Source organism: Anoxybacillus sp. UARK-01 (genome assembly GCF_002075365.1).
Taxonomy (GTDB): domain Bacteria; phylum Bacillota; class Bacilli; order Bacillales; family Anoxybacillaceae; genus Anoxybacteroides; species Anoxybacteroides rupiense.
In genome coordinates this window covers 41,723-66,687 of the sequence record NZ_NASY01000040.1, presented here as the reverse complement: position 1 = coordinate 66,687, position 24,965 = coordinate 41,723, and the positions used below count along the sequence as shown (strand labels likewise).

The 24,965-nt window shown below is 44.4% G+C and carries 16 protein-coding genes and 1 pseudogene; 8 read left to right on the top strand and 9 right to left on the bottom strand.

The features are described 5' to 3' along the window. Nucleotides 1-587 precede the first annotated feature (587 nt). The 5 genes and pseudogenes from B6A27_RS08775 to B6A27_RS08755 form a co-directional block, all read left to right on the top strand. Nucleotides 588-1,079: an S-layer homology domain-containing protein gene (locus B6A27_RS08775; RefSeq protein WP_080861693.1), complete on the top strand. Its 492-nt coding sequence runs from the start codon at nucleotides 588-590 to the stop codon at nucleotides 1,077-1,079. Then, on the top strand, nucleotides 1,034-1,426 hold the full coding sequence (locus B6A27_RS08770; protein ID WP_236631824.1) for a hypothetical protein: 393 nt from the start codon (nucleotides 1,034-1,036) through the stop codon (nucleotides 1,424-1,426). The genes B6A27_RS08775 and B6A27_RS08770 overlap by 46 nt, the downstream gene beginning before the upstream one ends. A gap of 227 nt (nucleotides 1,427-1,653) precedes the next feature. Next, the gene (locus tag B6A27_RS08765) at nucleotides 1,654-1,857 is read left to right on the top strand and encodes a hypothetical protein (protein WP_139788104.1); all 204 of its coding nucleotides are present in this window, start codon (nucleotides 1,654-1,656) and stop codon (nucleotides 1,855-1,857) included. 249 nt (nucleotides 1,858-2,106) lie between these two features. Next, nucleotides 2,107-3,273, top strand: a complete 1,167-nt coding sequence (locus B6A27_RS08760; protein ID WP_080861687.1) for a hypothetical protein — start codon at nucleotides 2,107-2,109, stop codon at nucleotides 3,271-3,273. A 727-nt stretch (nucleotides 3,274-4,000) separates the two neighbouring features. Further along, nucleotides 4,001-4,219 (top strand): annotated as a pseudogene (locus B6A27_RS08755) (IS3 family transposase); the annotation flags it as partial. Nucleotides 4,220-4,707: 488 nt separating this feature from the next. On the opposite strand, the gene B6A27_RS08750 reads toward B6A27_RS08755, so the two are convergent. Then, nucleotides 4,708-5,460 carry a hypothetical protein gene (locus B6A27_RS08750; protein WP_080861681.1) on the bottom strand — a complete coding sequence of 251 codons (753 nt, stop codon included), beginning with the start codon at nucleotides 5,458-5,460 and terminating at the stop codon, nucleotides 4,708-4,710. A 78-nt stretch (nucleotides 5,461-5,538) separates the two neighbouring features. Next, a complete protein-coding gene (locus B6A27_RS08745) occupies nucleotides 5,539-7,989 on the bottom strand; it encodes an S-layer homology domain-containing protein (RefSeq protein WP_080861678.1) in 2,451 nt (816 codons plus the stop codon). Nucleotides 7,990-8,418: 429 nt separating this feature from the next. Here B6A27_RS08745 and B6A27_RS08740 point away from each other — a divergent pair, with 429 nt between their 5' ends. Beyond that, nucleotides 8,419-9,402, top strand: a complete 984-nt coding sequence (locus B6A27_RS08740) for a C40 family peptidase (RefSeq protein ID WP_080861676.1) — start codon at nucleotides 8,419-8,421, stop codon at nucleotides 9,400-9,402. Between the two features lie 90 nt (nucleotides 9,403-9,492). Here the strand turns inward: B6A27_RS08740 and B6A27_RS08735 are convergent, their stop codons facing one another. From B6A27_RS08735 to B6A27_RS08725, 3 genes are all read right to left on the bottom strand, one after another. Further along, the gene (locus B6A27_RS08735) at nucleotides 9,493-10,953 is read right to left on the bottom strand and encodes an S-layer homology domain-containing protein (protein ID WP_161491038.1); all 1,461 of its coding nucleotides are present in this window, start codon (nucleotides 10,951-10,953) and stop codon (nucleotides 9,493-9,495) included. Between the two features lie 138 nt (nucleotides 10,954-11,091). Then, nucleotides 11,092-12,711 carry an S-layer homology domain-containing protein gene (locus B6A27_RS08730; protein ID WP_080861670.1) on the bottom strand — a complete coding sequence of 540 codons (1,620 nt, stop codon included), beginning with the start codon at nucleotides 12,709-12,711 and terminating at the stop codon, nucleotides 11,092-11,094. A 286-nt stretch (nucleotides 12,712-12,997) separates the two neighbouring features. Next, on the bottom strand, nucleotides 12,998-16,456 hold the full coding sequence (locus tag B6A27_RS08725; RefSeq protein ID WP_080861667.1) for a S8 family peptidase: 3,459 nt from the start codon (nucleotides 16,454-16,456) through the stop codon (nucleotides 12,998-13,000). A gap of 235 nt (nucleotides 16,457-16,691) precedes the next feature. Between B6A27_RS08725 and secA2 the strand changes: the two genes are divergently transcribed. Together secA2 and B6A27_RS08715 are read left to right on the top strand one after the other, a co-directional pair. Continuing rightward, nucleotides 16,692-19,055, top strand: a complete 2,364-nt coding sequence (gene secA2 / locus B6A27_RS08720; RefSeq protein ID WP_080861662.1) for an accessory Sec system translocase SecA2 — start codon at nucleotides 16,692-16,694, stop codon at nucleotides 19,053-19,055. Between the two features lie 2 nt (nucleotides 19,056-19,057). Then, a complete protein-coding gene (locus tag B6A27_RS08715) occupies nucleotides 19,058-19,951 on the top strand; it encodes an accessory Sec system S-layer assembly protein (RefSeq protein WP_044742437.1) in 894 nt (297 codons plus the stop codon). A 146-nt stretch (nucleotides 19,952-20,097) separates the two neighbouring features. Here B6A27_RS08715 and B6A27_RS08710 read toward each other — a convergent pair whose 3' ends face one another. From B6A27_RS08710 to B6A27_RS08695, 4 genes are read right to left on the bottom strand one after another with little or no spacing between them, the layout of a single operon-like run. Further along, nucleotides 20,098-21,366, bottom strand: coding sequence for an oligosaccharide repeat unit polymerase (locus tag B6A27_RS08710; RefSeq protein ID WP_080861654.1), 1,269 nt, complete (start codon nucleotides 21,364-21,366; stop codon nucleotides 20,098-20,100). 14 nt (nucleotides 21,367-21,380) lie between these two features. Further along, nucleotides 21,381-22,904 (bottom strand): murein biosynthesis integral membrane protein MurJ, encoded by a 1,524-nt coding sequence (murJ, locus tag B6A27_RS08705; protein WP_080861650.1) that lies wholly within the window; start codon nucleotides 22,902-22,904, stop codon nucleotides 21,381-21,383. Nucleotides 22,905-22,914: 10 nt separating this feature from the next. After that, nucleotides 22,915-23,622, bottom strand: a complete 708-nt coding sequence (locus tag B6A27_RS08700; protein WP_080861645.1) for a WecB/TagA/CpsF family glycosyltransferase — start codon at nucleotides 23,620-23,622, stop codon at nucleotides 22,915-22,917. A gap of 11 nt (nucleotides 23,623-23,633) precedes the next feature. Continuing rightward, nucleotides 23,634-24,941, bottom strand: a complete 1,308-nt coding sequence (locus B6A27_RS08695; protein ID WP_080861641.1) for a nucleotide sugar dehydrogenase — start codon at nucleotides 24,939-24,941, stop codon at nucleotides 23,634-23,636. Nucleotides 24,942-24,965 lie beyond the last annotated feature (24 nt).

Below are 24,965 nucleotides of genomic sequence, written 5' to 3'. Positions count from 1 at the left end.
CCCGCGCAACGATGATAAAGAACATCCATCATCCTTACTCCTTTCATGGATGAATTCGCAAACAGAGAGTCCATTTGTGTGTTAGGCATTTTTCTGTTCGTAGTCACCTTTTCCATAGGAAAAGGGCTCACAATGGGTGGAGCACCAAATGGACTCAAACAGTTTATTCTACAGGGTCGAATCACCATAAAAAAGAACGTCTTTCAAAACGGTTTGCGTTAATATTCATTATGGGAAGGAAGGCTTGATTTTCATGCATGGGTGGGGAGTAAAATTTACTCATGGATGTTTATTCTCTGTATAAACATTTTTTCCCGAATTTATACATGTCTACTTTTGAAGGCTCGATCCACTGTCACGCCCCGAAGTTTGTCGAACATAGAAACAGAGAGTCTGATGGCTCTCTGTTTCTTTTTCTTCATTAGGGATCCGTACCCGCCCCTTTCGAAGTGTAATGCCGAAAGTCTCCTCGCAGGGAATGACTGCGGAGCTTTTTTGTTTTAAAAAGGTGTCCTTTTCGTTTCATACATTTCCGCGCATGTTAAAATAAGGATGGAAGAGAATATGAGATAGGTAGGGATGAAGCCATGAAACGTTTTCGAAGTATCGTAGGAATGGGAGCGTTGGTATGGATCGGGTTGTTTTTTTCGTCTGGCCATCCTTCCGCCCAAGCCGCAGAAATCAAGAAGGATTTTTCCGACGTAAGCCCATCATTCTGGGCATACAACGAGATCATGAAGATGAAAGAACAAGGAGTGGTCAAGGGATACGAAGACGGGACATTTAAACCGAATAACGCGATTCGCCGCGACCATGTGGCGGTGTTGCTGGCCCGCTCGCTTGACTTGCCTGTGGTTGAGCCGGCCGAGAAGTTTAAAGATGTTCCAAGCGACTACGTCTATGCTGATGCTATCAGAAAAGTACAGCAAGCCAATATCTTCGACGGAACGGACGGCAAGTTTCGGCCAACCGAGTACCTGACACGGATCGTCATTGGGCGAAAGAGTATGTTCGCGCGCTATACAGCAACGGCATCACATTCGGTTCAGGAGGATACTTCAAGCCGGAAGAAAAAGTAACGCGTGCTCAATATGCCTCTTTTTTATATCGGGCGCTGAACATGGACCCTAACTTTGAGCCAGCGCCGATCCCGAATGATCCAACGCCTGCTAACAAAGTAGAAACGATCATTCAAGAAAATCCAGGCTTATTTGAGGAAAATATCGAAGTAGCCGACTATGTAGAAAAAAGTCCATTGATGATGAGGATGTTGACAGAAGGGTTAACCGTGGTTAAGAATACTAACTTAAAATTCTATGACCAAATCGATGCTTCTTTATATTTAAAGAATCCTAATTATAAGCCGATTAAAAGTCAAATGCCCTACGGGTGTAACCGACGAGAAAAATTGAACAGTTTTCGCTAAATAAGAGTGAACACTTTTCTGGAAATTCCAGCGTAATCCCTGTCACTTGACATGGAGCCTCTGCGTACAAGATATTTCCTAAAAAGCGAGCAACAACAAGAATCAGCCGCATGAAACGAGGCTATCATGTACGCCACTCCATGTAAAGTGCACGCTTCTAACTGGTTAAAAACTGTTCAATTTAATCAATCGAATTCTGTTCCGTTTTATTTAGCGGTCACAACGAGTTGATGTATTACGATCAAAATGGAAAAACGTTTGTAATTAGATATGATTTTCGCTCTGGTGCTGCTCAATATTTAGCAATGGAATGGATGAAACTTTCTGCTCCAGAGCTTGCTAATTTAGAGCAAAAGATCAATGAGAAAGTACAAGAAGCTAGAGCTGCCGAAAAAATGGGGAGTACTTTCCGAGGAATGGCGAATTTGTAAATGTAGGAAATTACAAAGTCCGCTTAGGAGTAAATGGGCTTTTAGAATTTATGGTTATTGAAGCTAATTATGTAGGAAAGTGAAGTAGGAATGATTAGAAGGTATAAAATCATCTTGATTATTTCTGTAATGCTTTTTGGAATCATTCCCCCTAGTCTAACTTTGGCTGCATATACAGAAAATCTATCCATAAAAAAAAGTTTTTATTGAAGTTTTTGATTATCATTCATATAAAGGGGAGACATTGTCATGGATAAAATGGAGAAATCGGCTAGTGAGATTGTGGAAATAGTCATAACGAAACTGCACAAAATATATCGCAAACTAACTCTTATTACTTTGATTGTGGCTGTCGTTTCTTCTTTATCTTATTTGGCGACCTATTCATTTCTTTACGGATATTATTTTGGTGGAGAATTTGACAGTTCTTTTTCAAATTTGGAAGTGTTGACACGAATCATTCCTTTTCATCAAAAAACTCTAGCATTTACATGGTTTATACTTGCTTTATCTATCAGTCTCATTATGTATGCTCTAAAATTTGCGATGGAGAAAAAATTGCTAAATACATTTGTTGTGTTATTGATATTAACGGTGTTCCATGTACTCATGACCATGTTTTTTTATCAGAATATAAATTTAAAAAACAATTTGTATTTTTTAATTGTTTGGATTTTTCCAATCATTCTTTCATTAATGATTTTGTTTCCAATAATCGGAAGTAGGACCCCCCTTAAATCAATAGCGGGAGGTTTTTCTGGAGTCATTTTGTTTATTTTTATTGTCGTTTTTTTTCAAATAACGCCAAATGAGAGTTGGATAATTATTTTAGTAAATTCCGCATTTTTCATTTTCGGTCTATTATTTTGCTTGATCCCTTATAGTAACAGATGGAATTTTATATTTTTTATGCCTTTTTCTTTCATTCTTTGGACCCTGTTTGTAAAAAATGCAAGTGCTACCGATCATCTTACACTAGATATACGTTTATTATGCCTTTTGATTTTGCCATCCTTTTTAATTAGTCATCTCATTGCTGTCCGATTTGAAGATAGGCTTGTGAATCCTCCAAAAAAGCCAAAAGACAAGAGCGGGCTCGATTTTATTATTCAAGAACTGTCGCAAGGAATTATTAATCCTAAAAGTCGTAACGGCTTTATCGCATTTATCCTTTTATGCACATTACTTGCGTATGTGGGCACCCCGAGAATCTCTATTGCTTCTGCTAAAGTGATTCGGACCATCACTTCAATTAGCGAGATTCAAACTGAAGCTATTATCGTATATGATCCAAAAGGAAAACAAAAAGAGATTAAAGGGAGGGCAGTAGCTGAAGAAGACGGTGTTATTTATATTTCCAACGAAAACTGGGAGCTTGAACAAATAAAAACAGACCAATTTCATATTCATCGGTGAAAGAGTGTAGCGTATATTTCGTTATACAAGCTACATATTGGATGTCACACCGCGAAGGTTGCGAAATTTAGAAATACATAGAGTCCTTTGGCTCTCTGTTTCTATGTTCGACAAACTTCGGGGCGTGACAGTGTGATGTATCCATTATAATGGTGTTTATTGCAAAATACAAATGGACACGATGCTATCTCGACAGCTAGAATGATGGATTGAGGGGGAAATAGAATGTCATCATCAGAAAAACATCAGAGATGATAGTAAAGCGATGAAACTAGAAGTCATTTGACGAGTGTTAGAGGGACGAGGAACCGGTCGTTATAGTGGCGGAGGAATTAGGCATTCGTCATTGCAATGGATTAAGAAATATAAACAATAGGGCGAAGCAGCGTTGGATCGTTCATGAACAAAACCAGTAAGAACATGCACATCATCTACTGAAAAAAGGTTAGAAGAGTTCAAAATCGAGGGAGAAGCCATAAAAAAATACTTAGAGATTTTGCACCGAAAGGAGGGAGGGAAAAATACCAAGCTATCGACGAGTTACGTCATCCGTCTCCTGTCACCGTGTTATGCCGTGCATGAGAAGTATCTCGAAGCGGCTATGATCCATACGGGAAACGAAAAGAACCCAGATGCAGAACGGGAAACACTCATCTCCTATGTTTTTCATCAAATGAAGGGGATTGATGGAGTAAGAAGGATTACTACTACATGACGTAGAGAATATGATCCGATCGTCAACCATAAAAAAGTCCATCGAATCATGAAAAAGCTAGGTTTACAGGCTGTGATTCGTCGCAAAAAATCGTATAAAAATTACCGTGAGAAGTCAGCTGGATTTAAATATGAAAATACGTTCAATCGTGAGTTTCACACAGAGAAACCAAATGAAAAATGGGTTACGGATATCACCGAGTTCAAAGTCCATCATCAACCAATCGATTGATCGGCCATTATGGATCTTTTTAATCATGAAATCATGACTTATCAGGTTAGTCTAAGAAATGATATGGAACTTGTAGAAAAAACATTCAAAATGGCGATCAAAAAAAGAGAAACGGCTTCAAACATCCTTCTACACCGTGATCAAGGGATGCAGTACCCGTTCCAATAAATATCACCCATTACGTAAACCGTACGGTATCACTCCAAGTATGTCAAGGAAAGGGAAATGCTGAGATCATGCCTGTATAGAGGGATTCTTCTCTCACTTTAAAACAGAGATCTTTCATCTTTCTCCGTTCAATACAATAAAGGAAGCGTTTACATCTATTAAAAAATAGATTGATTTCTATCATCATCGGTTCCAGAAAAAATGAAACAATATGCCCCCTGTAGAATTCAGGGGGCATATTGCATCTTAATGTCGAATTTATAAGTGTCTGTTTTTTTTGGGGGATTGACCACAGGCACGCAGCCCCTATACACAGGCACCTACATTCTAATTTTAGAAATATCCATAACATCTATTGTAATTTTATAATCATCTTCAAGTTTATCTTGATTAACGAAAAAATCTTGAGATTTTCTAACCTCATTAATTTTTTTTACTATATCCTCTTTCGATAATAGTTCGTTTTTAAATCTAAATAAAGTATTAGCTACATGAATTCTTTCTCTGGTAGGGATGTTAATGTACTCTTCAATCATATTTTCGCACAGCAATTCATCTAAATCTAAACTATTACTTATTTCCTTTATGTTACTAATAGAATACTCTATGGAGTTAGTTGTGTTTAATGTGCTATCGTTAAATTCCGTTAAACTATTTAGTTCTTCCTCAAGCACAGCTCGGAGAGGACATGAATATGTCGTTTGTAACAAACTAACTAGTCTTTCTATTTCCATTTCCCTAGCTTTTGCATTGAATTTACTACCCAACTCTGCCTTAATATGCTCTACTCTGTTTTTTATATCGTACAATTTCTCAAGGCTATTAACCCTTGCAACGTACTCTTCCTTCATAATGTGATTATCTTGTAGTAACAATATGGAATATTTAAGGGATGATAAATCATCAGTTTCACAAGTTATCTTACTTTCCAAATCAGATAAAAACTCACCAATTTTGCTTTCTTCTACTTTTCCTCCTATAAAGGAAATTTTTCCGGAACAACTATTTCTTAATAATAATTTTTGATCTGATAGAGGAATAGCCACTGTTCCTTTTATATTTGTTATATTCATAAATCTATCTGTCCCTTGCTTGAGAATAAACTTAAAAATCGAGACGCTTAACAATAAGCGCCTCGATTGTAAAAATCATTAATTTCCTAATACTTTCTTAATAGCAGCATCGATATAATCATATGCTTGCTTTAATGTTGTTACTGCATCTACTCCATCAAAGTTTAGTGGAGTCGTAGTAGTTGTTCCACCACTTGTAGTCGTTTTAGTTAACTTGTTAATTTCTTCAGCAACAGCAATTTTTTGTGTTGTTGTTAACGCTACATATGGAGCATAAGCAAATGTATCTAACGCTGTCTTAGTAGTAGAAATAGTAGCTGCTGTTAGGTCTCCAATTTCATTGAATTTAGCAAGTTGTTCTTCATGATCCGCAAGAGCTGTCTTTAACGGAGCTGTCGCATAGTCACTGCCTGTGTCACTTGTTACAATTGTACTAGTTAACGTAGCAGCTAAATTTGAACGGTTATCTACGATAAATTGAGCTACCTCTAATTTTACTTGAGAAGATACGTTTAAGAATGCAGTTGTAGTAGCATTTGGTGCTGCAGCTGCTGCTAACTCAACTAAAGCATCACGAACTTGAGCAACTGTTTTAGTTGAATCTTTTAATATAGCTAAATTTGCTTCTACATCTTTTTGACCGTTTACTGTCGCGATAGCTGTTTCTACTTGTGTTTGATTAGATGTATTTAAAGTTGCTAATGCTGCACGATAGTCTGCTAAACGAGAATCTACAACTTTAGCCATATCGAATTTAGATGTACCTTTATGGCTAGTTACATCAGCTAATTTTTGTAATTTAGCTTTTACGTCAGCTAAATCAGTTGTAGCAGTAATAGTATCGATAGCAGATAATGCTGCGGTTAATGCTGCGGTATCTGCTGCTGTTACTACAGCTGTTCTTAATTGAGATACAGTAGTTGTACCAGAAATAGAAGCAGCATTCTTAGCAGTTAAATAGTCTGTTTTTAGGTTAGCATTTAATGCAGTTGCTGGTAAGTTAGTTCCATCTAACGAAGATAACTTAACTAATGCATTATAAACAGTTGCTGGTGTAGTAGCTTCTTTTACTCCAAAAATAGCAGCTTTAATTTCTGATGCCTTAATAGCATCTGCTTTCGCAGTAGCAGGAGCCACATCATCAGCAACATACTTTTTAATTAACTCAGTTACAGCATTTTGTGTAGCTACTGTAGTAGATGCCGCATTTGCTGCTGCAATTTTCGTGCTATTTACTGAATCAACAATAGCTTGAATTTTAGCAACAGTATCAGTGTTTGTTGGTGTAGCTTTTGCTGCTACAATTCCTGAGTTGTAATCAACAATCCAATCAGGATTTACACGAGTAAATGCTTTACCTTGTAAAGCTGCTAATAATTGAACTTGGTTTGTAGCATCGTTAACAGCTTTAACTGCTGCTGCAGCTTCTGCAGCTGTTAGTGAAGTTTCATTTGTTTTATCAATAATTGTTTGAATATCTGCTAATTTTTCTTTTGTTGTAGAAGCATTGATAGCTGTTAAATAAGCTGTAATATTTTCATCTTTAACATTTGATAATCCAGCTTTTTTAAGAGCCGCAAGTAAAGCCACCTCGTTACCGTTTGAAGCAGCTGTTACGATATCATTGTAATTTTTAACCGCATCGTTATCAAATTTAACACCGCCAACTGTCCAAACACCAACTGGATCAGCAGATAAAGGTGTTTTAAATGTTAACGTAGCTTCTGTTTCTCCAACTTGTAAATCAACTGGTATAACCTCTACTTTATTCCCGTTGTTATCTAAAACTTCAGGAGCAAAACCTGTTTTTTCCTCTGTTAGAGGTTTAAAAGTTACTTTCACAGTTGTTTTAGTAATCGCACTTACACTCTCAACTTTAACATCTTTCGCCGCTTCTTGCGCTTCCAACGCACGAACGACGAATGAAGCGAACGCTGCGCGAGTGACCGTTCCTTTTGGATTGTACTCTGTTACAACTGTTACGCCGTTTGCTTCTAATGTTTTGATGTAATCGCGAGCCCATTCGTCCGCTTTGTCTAGGTCCGTGATTTTAGATGTGAAATCTGCTGGTTTTGTTAAGTCGAATGCTTCTACAAGCACTTTCGCCATTTGTTGGCGAGTCATCGTTTGAGTTGGATTTAATTTGCCTTCGTTTCCAGTCATCACGCCTGCCGCTTTCACGATGGCAGCCGCTTCGACTAATTCTTGGTCTTTTGCGTCAACAGGAACATCGTCGAACGCTTTTTTGTCGGCTGGAACTTGGAAGCCGTTATCTTTTAAAATGCGAGCGAAAATTTTCGCTACTTGACCGCGTGTAACGTTGTTGTACGGTTTGAATGTGCCGTCTTCGTAGCCTTTGATGTATCCTTTTTCGACTAATTTCTCAATGTTTGCAGCATGAGAGTCGTTAGGGTTTACATCGCTGAAGGACGCAGCGCTTGCTACGACTGGGCCAACTGCTGTCGCTACTAACGCAGCAGACACAGAGCCAGCCAAAAATTTACGGTAAGACTTTGGTTGGTAAGCCATCTGTATTATTTCCTCCCTTGTTATAGTTGTTTCTATAATTATTTTAAACTAAATTTAAGAGACCGCTTTCTCTATGTTTCCCCAATACTCTTAAATTTAGTTACCAAACAATTACTAGTATAGTTTTTAATAAGCCATTTGTCAATGTGTTCCTATATTCCACACAAAAAATGGACAAATTTCTATCTCTCTAGCTAATATTCTACTAAAAATCTCATGTTATGCAAGGTTTTTTCATAAAAATTTGTCTTTTTCTCATCTCCACTTCTTTCCTCCCTTTCCAACACGATTACTTTATGACTTTTCACCCTGTTTCATGACTTAAAATTTGTTACAAAAATGTAAAGTCCGTAAAAAGCTGAATATGTTAGACTACCAATAGTGACAAAATTCGGAGAATTTTTTATGCATCAGGGGGGATATGTCGATATGCGACGGAAGTTGCTTTTGGCGATGCTCATGTGCGGGGGTGTTTGGTGGATGGGCCATTCTCCGGCGCACGCGGCGGTGAATTATGACAAAATTATTCCCGCCTCCAAGAAATACATCGGCGTTCCGTATCAATGGGGCGGCACGACGGCGAAAGGCTTCGATTGCTCCGGCTTTATCCGCCATGTGTACAGTTCGCTCGGCATTGATATTCCACGAACGACGACGGAGATGTACCGCATGGGGACAAGCGTGAAGAAAAGCGATTTGCGCACCGGGGATCTCGTCTTTTTCAACACCAGCGGCAGCGGCGTGTCCCATGCAGGAATATACATAGGCGACGGCCAATTTATCCATTCCGCGTCCTCGAAAGGGGTTATGGTTTCCTCGGTGAATGATCCGTATTATTGGGGAAAACGATATGTCGGCGCCAAGCGGGTGCTCGCGTATCGCTTGCAGCCGGGACGGTTTCAAGACATTCCAAGCTCGTATTGGGCCTATGACGAAATTCGCACGCTTTCCGAGGACGGGCTGATCCTCGGGTATGAAAACAGCTACTTTAAGCCGAACGAACCGATCACCCGCGCGGAGGTCGCTTCATACCTAGGGGAATATTTACAGCTCGACCTTTCGAACCGTTCCGCCATTTTCCGCGATGTGCCTTCGGAGCATTGGGCGGTCGGGGCGGTTAACGCCATGCAGAAAAAAGGCTATATTACCGGCAGCGGCGGCAGCTTCCGTCCTGAAGAAACATTGACGCGCGCCCAGCTGGCGGCCATCTTGACAAGAGTATTTGACTTAAAGCAGCCGGCTGTCGATCAGTCCTTCACCGATGTCTCGCCTTCGTTTTGGGCTTATAAGGATATTCAGGCGCTCGCTGCTTCGGGCATTACGACCGGATATGAAGACGGCACGTTCCGTCCTGAAGATACCGTCACGCGCGCGCAGTTTGCCGTCTTCCTCTATCGCGCGGCTCACGAATAAGCGGCAAACGGCGGCGTTGTTTTTGTCAAAAAGGCAGATGAGGCTGAGTCCAAACGTCATTTTTTCATGACCTTTGGACTCAGCCTCTTTTTATTGTTCTTCCTTTTTGTCGAGCGTGCGCTTTAAAAATAAAGCAAATTGCCCTCGCGTGACGTTTTCATTCGGGCGGAAGGTGTCCACGACGGTAATGCCGTTATAAGCGAGCGTGTTAATCTCATTGTAGTTCCAGAAATGGAGCGGCACATCTTTAAAGGTTTTCTGCGTTTTCGGCGCATCGTAATAAGCGCGATAGGCGCGAACTAAAATCGAAGCCATTTGCGCCCTTGTCAAATACTCGTTTGGCCGCAGCCTTCCGTCTTGGCCCATGAGTCCATAGGCTTCGGCAATGACCATTTCTTTATAGCCAGGATCACTCGGCTTCATATCCTTCGCCTTTGGAACATAGCCTTTAGGAAGCTCCAAGCCTAGCTCATTGACGAGCATTTTTGCGGCATGGCGGCGAAGCAGCCGGTCATTTGGGCGAAAGGTCCCATCCTCATACCCGGTAATCACGTTCTTTAGATAAAGATAGGTCACAGCTGAGACGACCTCGCGATCCGATAGATCGGAAAAGATTTTCACAGCGGCTTTCACTACATTCGAGGAAGCGACATAGCCGTCGATTCCATTGCCCTTTACGCGGTAAAAGACATAATGATTTGCCGGATTGGCCGCTGATTCATAAGGGCCGCCGACGATTTCAAGCGGCGTATAGTGAGGCGCTTTGAGAATAATCGTGCCATCGACTCCGTTGCGGATGTTGGAATACGATGCTTGGCTGTTCCATGTATATAGCTTGTCTCCCGCATGGTAATGCTGGGTTGTCTTCGTATCCAGCTGCGGCCAGTTATATTGTTTCACAGGAAAGTACATAATATCCGGCTGGTTTTCATCCGAATACTCGGCCTGAAAGCGGGGAATCCTTTTCACATCGACAAGACTATGGTCGCGAATCACATCAAACACCCGGTCTTGGTACGGTTTTTGATCATGCGGCAAGTTCGGGTCGTTGCGCTTCGATAAACCGTTATAGGCCATCACCGCAAAATACCAATTCTCGATTATATCCGGGTTTTGGTCATTGATTTTCGGAATTCGCGTGCCCGCCCAGTTCCATTTCTCCTTTAAAATTTGCGCGCCGATGTCGATATTGTATGCCGTGTCGTACAGCAGCTTTTCTTTATTGATGTTTCTTGCCCGCATTTCCTCATCCGTTAATGTCACCTGCATGATGCCGATGCCGCCATCGTTTGTCACAATCGGGTTGCGGTTTTCGTCAAATTGCTTCATGCCCGTTTCGACATAAGCCATCGCCTTTAAAATTTCCCCCGGGATGCCATAGCGGTCCGCCGCTTCATGCAGCCTCTGCTTGATTTCCGCCGTTGTCAACTGCTTCACCGCATCAAGAGCGGCGGCCGGCTTCACCGGATCGATGGACTCGGCATGGGCGGCTGCTTGCGGAACAAGCAAAAGGCTAAAAGCGGCGCCTATTTGGATGAACGCACGTTTCATTTCTATTTTCCTCCTCGTTTTCATAGATTCATAGATCGCCAGCGCAACGGCTGGCCTATGCGCTTCAGCAACGTCTAAATCAGATGCTTGCCTACGGATGCCGGTTTTCCGTTCGTCTTTGCGCTGGGTGCATAGGGGCTACGGTGCAGGTCTTTTGTCGATGGTTCGTTTTAAAAATAGCGCCATTTGACCTCGTGTGACATACTCGTTCGGCCGGAATGGATTGGCGACGGTGATTTGATTATCGGCGAGCGTATTGATCTCTTGATAAGCCCAAAATGACGGAGCAACATCCGCAAAGGAATGGTTCACCGCCGGCTTTTGATAGAGATTTTCATACGCGCGAACGAGCACAGCCGCCATTTGCGCCCTTGTCAAATACTCGTTTGGCCGCAGCCTTCCGTCTTGGCCCAATAGGCCGTAAGCTTCAGCGATCGCCATGTCTTCATAGCCGGCGTCGCCCGGCTTCATGTCGGTCGCCTTGAGCTGATAGCCTTCTGGGAGCTTGAGCCCCAGCTCCTTTACGATCATGCGCGCGGCATGGCGGCGAAGCAGTTTTTCATTTGGGCGAAAGGTTCCGTCAGGATAGCCGGTCACGATGCTTCGCTCATATAGGCGCTGCACCGCCTGCTTGAGTTCTTCATCCTCAAGATCCGGGAAAAGCGGACGGGTGCGGACCGCCGAGTCGATGCTGCTATAGTTGATTTTTAGCGTGGTCGAGCCGCGGTTGAATCCTTTTTGCGCATGTTGGACGGCGCGAAATAAAACGCTGTCGTTCCAGTTCTTTTCGAACAGCCAAGAAACATCATCACTCAGCTTTTGCGGGTCGTACCATTTTTCCGTCACCCCGCTGGAAAGCGTGTCTAAATAGACGGAAGCGTACTGGCCCTTTCCATCCTGCGCGTTTATATAGGCGCTCGTTTTCGGGCTGTATAAATAAAGACGTAAATGATAGTACGAAGGATCCAATGTATCGGCTGCATATCCCGTTAATAAAAGAGAGAGAGGCGCTTGAACCGTGTAGTCGTTGCCCAACTGCTGATGCCAGTAGTTTTCCACTCCCGACAGCTCGAACGGAGTCGGCAGCGCCGGATTCATTTGCATATGTCCTTTTAGCGCAAGGTTGGAGCCGAATAGTTGCACATAATCCTCGGCTAAAATTTCAGGAAACAACCATTCATACGCTCCGTTGTCATCGACATGGACAGACGGATAGCGGAACAGCTCGCGCGCAGCCGCGTATTTCGAGCGAAGCCAGGCATTTGGCTGCAGCTGCTCTTTATTAATCAAATAATAATAAGTAAAATGGTGGCCGTACTCATGGGATAGCGTGGTCGCCAGCTGCTCGACGGTCGTGAACTCATTGCCGCCGTATAGCTGAATGACGCGATTAGGCGAAAGCGACAGTTTCGTGCCGCTGATTTGATATTCGGCCAAATATTGGCCAAGCACATTGGCGCCCGCCGGATAATCAGGAAAAATCATCACTTTTCCAAGCAGGGACAGCTCAGGGCCGTGCTTATTCGCGAGCAATTCCGCTTCCAGCGCCTTCAGCTGCGCCGTTGTGCGCCATTTGCTGCTGTAGCTTTCGATCGTTACGCCGCTGGCTCCTTTGTAGCGGGCAATCAGTGGATAGAAGTCTTCGTAGCTTTGGATTTGCGCTTTGTTCGTTAAATCAATCACATGGGCATCGGCTGTTTTTCCGCCGACAAGAAACATCGCAAAAAGTAAGAAAACCGCGACCGCATATTTACGCATTCTCTTTTTCTCCCTTATCTATATTTTCTATTTTTATAGTATCATAGATTGCCAGTAGAATGTGACCCATTGATTTCCTAGCCATGTAACAGCTAAACGTCAGCAAGCAAAATGAGCTTCCCTAGCCAGGACTTTCGAATGATGGCCGTCCGTCAGTCGAGCAAAAAATAGGCGTTTGCGGACTTTTGTTTCAAAAATGCCTATCAGCCTGCGTCCACCAAACGTCAACCGCTGTTGCGATTTCTAACAAAAAACGCGCTGAATGAATCAGCGCGTTTTTCATCGATTATTTTTGAGGGGAAATGGACAGTGTGTACGGCTGGGTATTCGGACGTGCGAACGAATCCTCCACCGCAAAATAATATTTTCCTTTTTTCAGCGTCACCGTTGCCACTTCGCTGTCGCCTTCGCCGTAATAATCGATTGTTTGCACAAGTCCGCCTTTTTCGTTATAGATGGAAATCACGCCATCGAATGTGCTGGATCCGTCTAATTTCAGCGTAAATGCGCCTTCCTTTGTCACGGTCAATGTATAATAGTCCTTATCGCCATAATCGACACCCGCGTTTAAGTAGCCGGTTGCTTTATAGGCGCGGCCTTCCTTCTTGAAGCCGAGCGGCTTGGATGGCACGTTGTTTTTCACGACAGATCCGGCATCTTCATCTTTGGCCTGAAACGATTCGATGCCAAAGCGATACGATTGCAGTGACAAGCCGTTCCAAAGGATGCTGCTGGTAATAAAGAAGTAGCCCGTGTCTTTTTTCGCCTTAAACGAACCGTTCACATCGTACAGCGGGCTCCAGCCTGTCGGCCAAAAATCGATCGCTTTTCCTGCTTCACTTTCATCGATGTTCATATTGCCGTTAGTATCTTCCACCACTGTCACGTACGGAATTAATGTGCCGCGCAGCGCCGCTGGCAGGCTTTCCGCGTGATCGAGCTTGTTCGGGCGCGCAAAGAAAGAAAAGACTTCATCGGCTTTGCGATGTTTGTAATAGTAAATGTCCGTATCGTTCGGAAGGACAAAGTTGCCGGTTACCGCTTTATTTGGCTGAACCACTGTTGCGCGGATCGGCTCGTTATTATTCTCATTGGCGTCTTTTGGCGCATCCATTTGTTTTTTCCCTGTAAATGTATATGGATCAGAAACCGGTTGGTAGCGGTCGTTGGCAATCGATAAATAATACTCCTTGCCTTTTTCTAGAACGGTTGTGAATTCCGACGTTTTTTGGCCGGTGAAATAGTCATAGCCGTAATACTCGGCAATCGGCAATAAATCATTTTGCTTCGCATCATATTCATAGATCGTCGCCCACGGAACCATTCCGTCCGGCGTATGAAAATTAAATTGATAAATTGCCGTTTCGTTCACGGCCACTTTATAAAAATCGCGATCATCACTGAATTGAATATATCCGGACTGCTGGCTGCCGAAATGGTAAGGAAGGGCTTGTTCTCTAATTTTTTGGATATCCTCTTTTTCAAAATAGCGCCATGTCCCATCTTCCACGATAATCAAGTTGTTCCGCTGCTTCGCATTTTGGCTGCGCTGCTGCTGGATCGCTGCTTCTTTTCCTTCTTGTGTCTCTCCCTTTTCTCCTGAATCGTCAAAGGATGGATAGCCGTCTTCATCGGCCGGCAGTTTGACTGTCTCCGCCGTTACATGATACGGGATCGCGGAAACAGGCAGCCCGCCTCCTGTATTGGCGCTGCTCATTGGATCATAGAAATAAAAGTCATTGACAGGCTCACTGGAGGCTTCCAGCACAAATTCCATCCCCGGCTGCGCTTCAAACGTCAGCGTTTCTCCCTTTCCGCTTCCATTGTTGTTTGCCGCGACAATCGGCATAGGCGGCTCCTGTTTCGTTGCGTTCGTGGAGCGATTTAAATCATCCGCAAGGTAGACGCTTAGCTCCGAATCAACGCCTGGAACAGCGGAAAGCTGAAACTTCACAATGGTTGGTTCGGCAACCGTAAATTTGAAATAGTCTTTATCGGCTTCTTGGGCATTCTTGTCGGGAACAAACGTTAATGAACCGCTGTCAAATGGGAATTGGCTGATGTTGAACGGTTCTGTTTTGGTTGCTTCATCGCCCGGAAGCTGTGCGAGCTTTTGCAGTTTCAGCGTATAATTTGATTTTCCTTCCAAATTATAGTGGCCGTTGACATCCTTGACCCCAATGACAAGCGTGCCGTCCGTCTCAGCTGTGAAAAGCTTTCCTTCCGTTTCGCCAGCGCGGGTAGCATTGACGTTGATCGGCTTGTCCGATTGTTTTTTCCCTTCCGGATAGAAACGAAGAATGAGCTTATAATCGTAATCACTCGCTCCATCCAGAACGGATTGCACGCTTTCGCCCGCCTTCAGGCTGACTTTCACCCAATGAATTTCATCAGGCGTTGTAAAGCTGCCTTTTTTCGTTAACGGCTGAGCGCCCAATTGCAACGGAGAAGCCTTCGCTAAAATCGTTTCATCCGTCCATTCTTGTTTGGTCGGCAAGTTTTTGATATTGTATTGCAGCGCGGCTACTGGATTCACGAGGCCGTTCGCGTATTTGAGATCATACCCCTTCGCTCCTAAGTCGGTCGCCGTCCGCTCCAAAATCGCTTCAACCTGATACGGCTTTAAGTTTGGATGTTTTGATAAAATAAGCGAGGCCACACCGGCAACAACCGGGGAAGCCATCGACGTTCCGCTTAGCTCCGCGAAAGAAGCTCCTTTTGCCGGATCATAGATGGAGCTGTACACATCCACTCCAGGCGCGACGATGTCCACGGAAGGACCGTAGTTTGAAAAGTCCGCCAACTGTTTTTTGCTGTCTGATGCACCGACGCTGATCACCCCTTCGTAAGCGGCAGGAATGGAATATAGATCGGTTGCGTCGTTTCCTGCGGCGGCAACGACCGTTACGCCGGCAGCGATCGCTTTTTCCACCGCTTCTTCGAGAATCGGTGAGCTAAAGTAGCCGCCAAGGCTCATATTAATGACTTTTGCGCCTTTTTCGATCGCGTATAAAATTCCTTGGGCGATCGTATAGTCGCTCGCTCCTGAACCGCCATTGAATACATCAATCGGCAAAATTTTCACATTTGGATTGATGCCATGCGCACCGATGCCATTGTTCGCGGCCGCGCCAATAATGCCCGCTACGTGTGTTCCATGGGTGTCTTTCACGCCAGGACTTGCCGGATTGACCGCGTTATAGGATGGAAGCAGCTTCGTTTGTAAATCCGGATGCTTCATATCCATTCCTGTATCAATGACAGCGACGGTTACGCTATTTTTCCCGGCAAGCTGGAGCGCTTTATCGATTTGCAGCAAAGAGAGCGGGTACATTTTTTCATTTTTCGGATCGTTTGTTCCAAGCTTTTGATATGTAAAGCTCGGCGTTACGCTTGCCACCGCCTTAAGCTGGGCATAGTTTCTCGCCACTTCCTGCAGCGTCTTTCCTTTTTGCACGGTCACCACATCATAGCCAAGCGCTGGAAATGACTTTTTCACATTCGCGCCTAGGCTGCGGTGAACGCTCGCAGGGATTTTTTCTTTGTACTTGACGATAAGCGTATCCGTGCTGATTTGTTTTTGCGCTTGTTCTAGCTGCTTGTAAGCCAGCGGCGCTTTCAACACATGGCGCGGCTGCTTTTTCCATTGCTCAAGCGGCGGTGTTGCGGTCGCTTGGGCAAAGCTCGGCAGGACGACCATCGAGGCTAGTCCAACCGAAAGTGCGGTTTTTGTCCATTTTTTCATTAGCATTTCCCCCCTGGAAATTCTCTTCTTTTCTCGTAAAAAAAGAAGCTACGTTTCTATAGACGATCGGATCAAAGAAAAAGTTTCATAGTTTGAAAAATTTATCCTGATAATGACATTATAATCCATATAAGAGAAAAAGGAAGAAATATTTTCCGCGCAGGTGAAACCAAAAACGAACGATGCTATACTGTATGAAGAGACTATTCGACAAGCTTGGAGGAGACTTGCAAATATGTTGTCTTATATTAAACGATTGGTCAATCACGATGAACGGAGACTGAAAAGCTATCAGCAAATCGTCTCTCGCATTAACGAACTGGAACACGAGATTTCTCGTTTATCTGATGAAGAATTAAAAGCCAAAACGCCTTATTTTAAGCAATTGCTTCGGGATGGCAAAACGGTGTTTGACATTCAAGCGGAAGCGTTTGCGGTCGTGCGCGAGGCCGCCAAACGCGTGCTGGGCATGCGCCATTTTGATGTACAGCTGATCGGCGGTTTAGTGCTTGCGGAAGGAAACATCGCCGAAATGCCGACAGGTGAAGGAAAAACGCTGGTCGCTTCATTGCCAAGCTATTTGCGCGCACTGGAAGGAAAGGGCGTTCACGTGATTACGGTGAACGAATATTTGGCGAAGCGCGACCGCGAGCTGATCGGCCAAATTCATGAATTTTTAGGGCTTTCGGTCGGATTGAATCTACCGATGATGGATGGGGAAGAAAAGAAAAAAGCCTATCGCGCCGATATTACATACGGAATCGGCAGCGAGTTCGGTTTCGATTATTTGCGCGATAATATGGTCTACGATGTGTCACAGCGGGTGCAGCGTCCCTTTCATTACGCGATTATTGATGAAATCGACAGCGTGCTGATCGACGAAGCGAAGACTCCTCTTATCATCGCCGGCAAAACGGAGACGAGCTCGCAATTAAGCTATTTATGCGCGCGCATCGTGAAATCGTTGGAACGAGATGTCGATTACTATTTCGACGAAGAAACGAAGGCGACGAATTTAACCGAAGAAGGCATTGCCAAAATTGAACGAGGATTCGGTATCGACAATCTTTACGATTTGCAACATCAAACGCTGTATCATTATATCATTCAGGCGCTCAGGGCCCATGTCCTGTTCCACCGCGACATCGACTATATCGTCAAGGATGGAAAAATCCTTTTGATCGATATGTTCACCGGACGGCCAATGGAAGGACGCAGCTTAAGCAATGGATTGCATCAGGCGATCGAAGCGAAGGAAGGGCTGGAGCTCACGGAAGAAAATAAAACGCAAGCATCGATCACGATCCAAAATTATTTCCGGCTTTACCCGGTTTTATCCGGCATGACGGGAACAGCCAAAACGGAAGAAAAAGAATTCCAAACGTTATACGGCATGGACGTCGTGCAAATTCCGACGAATAAACCGGTTATCCGCGTCGATGAACCGGATCGCGTCTTTATGACCATCGAGCAAAAATATACCGCCGTCGCCAAAGAGGTGAAGCGCGTTCACGAAACTGGACAGCCGGTTTTGATTGGGACGACTTCTATTTTGCAGTCGGAAAAAGTAGCGGAATATTTGCGAAAGGAACATTTGCCGTTTCAATTGTTAAATGCGAAAACGATTGAGCAGGAAGTGCAAATGATTTCATTGGCCGGACAGAAAGGGCAAATTACGATTGCGACGAATATGGCTGGACGCGGAACGGATATTATGCTGGGAGAAGGGGTCGCGGAATTGGGTGGCTTGTTCGTGCTCGGAACGGAGCGGCATGAGTCGCGGCGCATTGACAACCAGCTGAAAGGGCGGGCTGGGCGCCAGGGCGATCCGGGACGGTCACAATTTTTCATTTCTCTTGAGGATGACATGTTCCGCCGGTTTGCCAAAGAAGAGGTCGAAAAACTGCAGAAGAAGCTGAAAACGGACGAACACGGCCTGATTCTCGACAAGGATATTCATGCGTTTGTCGATCGCGTGCAACGCATTTGTGAGGGCAGCAGCTTCTCCATTCGCGAATACAATCTCAAGCTTGATGATGTGTTGAACGATCAGCGCAGCACGATCTATACGTTGCGAAATCAAGTGCTGGAAACAGAGGATTCGCTCTCGATTGCCGTCCGTATGCTTCGCTCCTATATTCCATATGAAATTGAACAAATGTGTCCAATGGAAGTCGATCCAGAGGAGTGGAACATGCAACGGCTAGCGGCGCAGCTGCGGGAGCTCATTCCGACATCTCAGCTGCAATGGAACGCCCCTGCTGATGATGTGGAAGAAGTGAAACAAACCGCTAACGAAGCGGCGGAAGCCTATATTGAAACACTTCAGCTGTTTGAAAGTGAGCGCGGGCTGCACCAGCAATTGAAGCCGTTCCTTCTTTCCACGATTGACCATCATTGGCTCAACCATCTCGACGCGATGGAGCGTCTGAAAGAGGGCATTGGGCTGCGCTATTATAGCCAAGAGGATCCGATTCGCCAGTTTCAACGGGAAGGATATGAATTATTTGTGCATATGTATCGGCAAATTGAGCGTGATGCTTGCCGCCAGCTGGCTTACTATGTGTCTGATAAAATCCAAACAAACGGAGGACAATAAACATGCTGTCATTTTTTCGAAAGGGAAAATCTAAACAAGACGGATTAGATACGGTCGTCGATTCCAGCGAGCTGTTCGACACCGACGAAACCTCCTCGGCCGACCAAGACATTCATCCGCAGCTTTCCATTCATCCATCTTGGTCAATCAGTGCCGAAGAGCGCTATTATTATCAATTTTTAAACAATGAACAGCAGCCGCTCAAGGAAAACCAGATTTCCCTGTCCGGCATTGAATTAAAGCAGACGGAAAAAGGATATGTCGTTACCGCGTTTGTGCGCAGCAGCTTGGCAAAAGCCATCTCCTTTTCCGACACTACGCTGCTCTTGATCGGACCGAACGGGGAAATGCTGGCGCGCAAAACCTTTCCGCTCGCGGAGCTGGGCGAGCTGCCGCCGCATAGCAGCCGGCCTTGGAAATTCTTTTTCGAGCGCGAGACGCTGCGGGTAGCCGAACTGCCGGCGGTCGACTGGAAAATCGCCTTCGAGCTGCGCAAACCAACCGCCCACTCTCTCGATTTATCGGAGAGCTGGGAGAAAAGCTTGGCTGATGAGGATAAAGAAAAACTGCGAACGCTCGTCCAGTCGATTCAACCGCCAAAGCCGGGAGAGATCAATTTCATGGGTCTGCAAATTCAACAGGCTGAAAACGGTGATATCCATGCAACGCTGCTCATTCGCAACGGCAGCGATAAAAACATCCGAATCCAGCAGCTGCCATTGCAAGTGGAGGATGCGGCAGGAGATCTTGTCGCCCAAGGAGCGTTTACGCTCCAAGAGTTTGAAGTAAAAGCCAATACAAGCAAGCCGTGGACCTTTATTTTTCCTAAGGCGCTTGTCGTCAAGGAAAATCCGGATTTCCGCGCATGGAAGGTCATCGTTCCTTCCGGCCAATAAACGCAGAAAAAAACCACCTAAAAAGCAGGTGGTTTTTTTTCTGAGGCTACCAACCGAGGTCCTTGCATTATATTGCTACAGAAGGAAATAATATATTTCTTTCAAGTATATTTTACCATCGGTAGTTTTATATAACAATTGTTTTTTCAAATGTTTTGTTTTCTTTCGATTCCACCGGACACAAGCGCATAGCCAATCATTAGTAAAAACACTAAATCAAGCAAGCCTGTATGAATGGAAATCATAAAAATCGTCGTGATGAACGCATACGGAATAATGGAATACGACTTAAATCCAGACTGCTTCATTTGATTGTACAGCATGGATAAAATGATTCCATATAGCGCAAATCCGATGATAATCGCGATATAACCGCCTTCCACATAAAACTGTCCAAGCAAGGTCGGCGTCGTGGTGCGCCCAGGACGGGTGACATATTTTCCTGTTTCCACTGTAATCGAATTGACCATTTCCGTAATTTCCATGCGCGGAGACAGCTGCTCTCCCGGCAAAATGGTCGAGAAAATGCCTTTATGGAGCTTGCCGTATAAATAGCCATGCTCATCTGTATATTCCATTAATTTGCTTAATACAATTTTCCCGGTGACGCTGGCTTCCGTTAATCCGCGCACCCACTTAGGCGTTTCATTGATCTTGCGGACAAGCATTAAATCGCGGTTCATTTCTTTCTCGCTTAATTCCACATCCGGCCCTTCATGCGTATTAAATTGCTTCGTCTGATCTTCTGTCACCATGCGGAAAAAGCCGAAAAGCGACAAGGCAAGCCCGACGACAAATAAAAAAGCCAGCAGCCAAGAGATCTTAATTCGTTTGATCGTATAGTGGATAACGATTAAACATGTAAAGCAAATGATCGCAATCGGTGTGCGATACCCCATCAGCACCAATAGACAAAGAATCAAAAACAGCACGAACACATAAATCTGCTTTCGTCTGCGCGTCAGTTCTTTTTCTTTGACAACGCGGTCACAAATTAAAAACAACACCGCGAACCATAAGAAAGAGCTTAAAAAGTTCAGCTTCGGATCTAAGTGGCGGCGGACCGACTCATCAGCGATCCCCACTTGGCCGGTAAACAACATAATCATATAGCTGACAAGCCCGATCAATCCGAGCACATACAAGAAGTAAGTCGTTTTTCCCCGCAGAAATTTCAAGCCGAAGGAAGGGAACGACCAGTTTCGCCTCTGCACGAAATAGACGGCGGCTAAATAAGACGCCAGTCCGACTAAAATGGGCCATAGAACATTTTTTTTCACTTCAAAATACTCTATTTTCCCAAAATCAAATAAACTAACAAAAAAATACAAGATTAAGATAAACGGAAAGAAAAAATAAGGAGAAAACGTGTCAATCTTGTTATTCCAATTCTGCAATATTCCTAAACGCTTCATAACGAATTCAGTTTCTACGAATCAGAAACTTGTTTAATCCTCCCTTTCGCTACAATTTCCTTAAATGATTCCACTCGGAAGAGCCAAGCTGCCAGAAAATAAATGGCCGCTCCAAGTATAATCATGATGACTAAATACGGAACAACGGAAAGGTGATCCGCATGGAGGCCATGCTTAACAAAGAGAAGAACCGCGCACATCACAAGCGTACTTATCGTGATCTTCGCGTATTCTTTGCCAATGACGCTCAGGCTAAACCCTCCGGCTAGCTTGTACAAAGTCGTAAACGTAATGGCAGAATACACAAATCCGACCAGAGAGGTCGATAAAGCCAATCCGACCGCTCCGATCACATTCGATAAAATCGCGTTAAAAATCGCATTGGCGATGATGGATACCACGCCGGCCCGCAGGATGTAATGGCCCTTTTCAAGCGTATAAAATCCTTTGGCAATGACGGCTTGGATGCTATAAAACAGCACCGATCCCGTGAAAAAGATCGCATATTCGCTTGTCTGGGCGGTCGCAGCGGCGGTAAATGCTCCCCGTTCATAGACGACCTGCACCAATTCCCTCATCAGCACAATCATTCCAGCAATGGTCGGAGCAAGCAGCAAAAACATATAGTTCAGCCCTTTTTCAATTCCCGTTCGAAACAGCTGCATGTCCTCTTTTACTTTCGCTTCCGCAAGCAATGGGAAGACGAGCGTGGCAATGGTCACGCCAAAAATCGCCTGTGGAATATTCACAAGCCGGAACGCATAGTTTAAGTTAGAAACAACCCCTTCTCCAAGTCTTGCGGAAAATAGCGTGTCGATAAATAAATTAATCTGGCCGACAGCAATCGTCAGACCGATCGGCAAAAATACCTTATAGAAGGACAAGATTTCCCGCCAATCCGCCGGCTGACTCCACATTAAAAAACGGCGCGGCCTTAAGTACACCAATTTGATGATGAACGAAAGCACGGTGCCGACAAAATAGCCAAACGGAACGGAATAAATCCCCATTTGCCGATACAATAAAATGGCTCCACCAATCGTGCATAATACGACAATCGTTTGTGAAAATGTTGAAAACGAAAACTTCTTTTGTGAATCAAAATAGCCTTCATAGACCGCGTTCACACCGACAAGCGCTACCGATAGAAAGTAAATGACAGCTGTCCAAACGGCAATCTCCGCCCCATGTCCTGTAAAGCTTGGGTAAAGCCAGCGAATAAGGAGCGGTGAAAGAACCGCTCCGCATACAGCGATCACCGAAGAAATCCAAAAGGTCCCTTTGACGACATTCGTTAAATGAGAAAAGCCTTTTCCTAGCTTTTCATATTTATAATAACTAGGCAAAAAGGCATCCTTCATTCCTGTCAACATAAACAAAATAATGGCATTAGGGATCGTCATGGCAGCAATATACGCGTCGACGACATAGGAATCGCCGAATAAATGAGCGATGGCGATATCGCGCAGCATGCTCGAAAATTTCAAAAAAAACGTAGACAGTAAAAACAAGATGCTCGCTACTCGTAACTTTGACATACAATCCCTTCTACTCTCTAATGGCTTTAATTAGAAATTTCGGAAGGACAAGCTGTCGTTTCCAACGCCAAGGCTCCTTCACCAGACGATAGAACCATTCCATCCCTAATTTTTGGAACAGTAACGGAGCCCTTTTCAAACGGCCCGATACGACATCAAACGATCCGCCCACCCCTTGGTACACTTTAGGGGCGAGCGAATCCATATGCTTCACAATCCAGTATTCCTGCGCCGGACTCCCCAACGCTACAAATAAAATATCTGGATTGGACGCATTAATCGCGTTGACAATCACATTTTCGTCCTTTTCGTATCCGTGCATCGTGCCGACAATTTGAATGCCAGGAAACCGCTCCTCCAGCTTTTTCTTCGCCTCATCAGCCACCCCAGGTTTGGCGCCATATAAAAAGACCTTTTTCCCATGGAGGGCGGCTTCTTTACAAAGGCGCATCATCATATCAATGCCTGTGACACGGGAGCGGATTTTCCCTCCTTTCATCATCGAGGCTAAAATCACACCAATGCCATCGGGAATTTGATAGGTCGCCTTATTCAAAAGGTCGCGAAGCTCCATGTCTTCTTGCGCCTTCATAATTTTTTCCGGATTAATCGCCACAATAAAAGACTTGCGGTTATGGTTTATATCCTCTAACAGCTTCGCAGCCAGCTGATCATACGTATCTGTACAAACATCAATCCCTAAAAACTTTTCTTTCATATTGTAATCACCTAATTAGAAAAGGTATGCTTTTCATACTTGGAGCGGTGTTTGGCATCTCCGAGCACATGCACGTCAAATCCGTTTTCCTCCCAGAGGCTGCGCTCGATACAATGTTTTGTATCAAAAATAATGGACGTGCGCATGTGAGCGCCTACTTGCTCAGGCTGCAAATATTTAAACTCTTGATGGTCTGTTAAAATAACGATCATATCGGCATGCGCCACCGCTTGTTCCAGCTCCTGCGTCTGCTGGCTTAACTGATTCTCCTTAATATGCGGGTCATACGCTGTGTAGTCGATTCCCAGCTTCTCTAAATGATGGATAACCTCCAGCGATGGACTTTCGCGCATATCGTCCACATTTCCTTTGAACGCCAATCCGAACACTGCCACTCGGCCATGCTTAATTCCTTTTTCGTTTAAAATTTGCTTAATTTTCAAAGCGGTGTATTCTGGCATGCTGTCGTTCGTCTGACGGGAAAGGTGAATCATTTTCGCTAATTCCGGCTGCAATTCTACTAGGAACCAGGGATCGACTGCGATGCAATGGCCGCCAACGCCGGGCCCTGGAAAATGGATATTGACGCGCGGATGAAAATTGGCTAAGCGAATCGCCTCCCACACATCAATGCCAATTTTTTCGCTGATTTTCGCTAGTTCATTGGCAAAAGCAATGTTGACATCACGATACGTATTTTCCATGACCTTGACCATTTCGGCCGTTGTCGCATCGGTTAAATGGATCGTTCCTTTTACGAATGTTTTGTATAATTCAGCTGTTAAACGGCTTGATTCTTCATTGATGCCGCCGATAATGCGGTCGTTATTGGTTAATTCCTCAAAAATTCTCCCTGGAATGACGCGTTCAGGGGAATGGGAAACATAAAGCTCTGTGCCGATTTCCAAACCCGTTTCTCGTAAAATCGGCAGCATGACATCCTCTACCGTGCGCGGCGGTACCGTTGATTCCAGCACGACCAAATTTCCGGGGCGGACATAAGGAACGATCGACTGAGTAGCAGCGCGAACATAATCTAAATTCGCTGTTTTATCTGGATTAATCGGAGAAGGAACGGCAATGATGAATACATCGGCTTCTTCCGGTGTTGTCGAAACCGTCAATTTTCCGCTGTCTATCGCTTGATTAAGACGCTCTTGCAATCCATTTTCTTCAATATGCAATTGTTTTTTCTGAATCATGCTGACTGCTTTTTCGTTAATATCAACACCATGTACCTGCAAGCCATGATTGGCAAACATGACGGCTGTTGGAAGTCCAATATATCCTAATCCAATGACACAAATTTTTTTGCTCATACGAAGTCTTTCTCCTTTACTGAA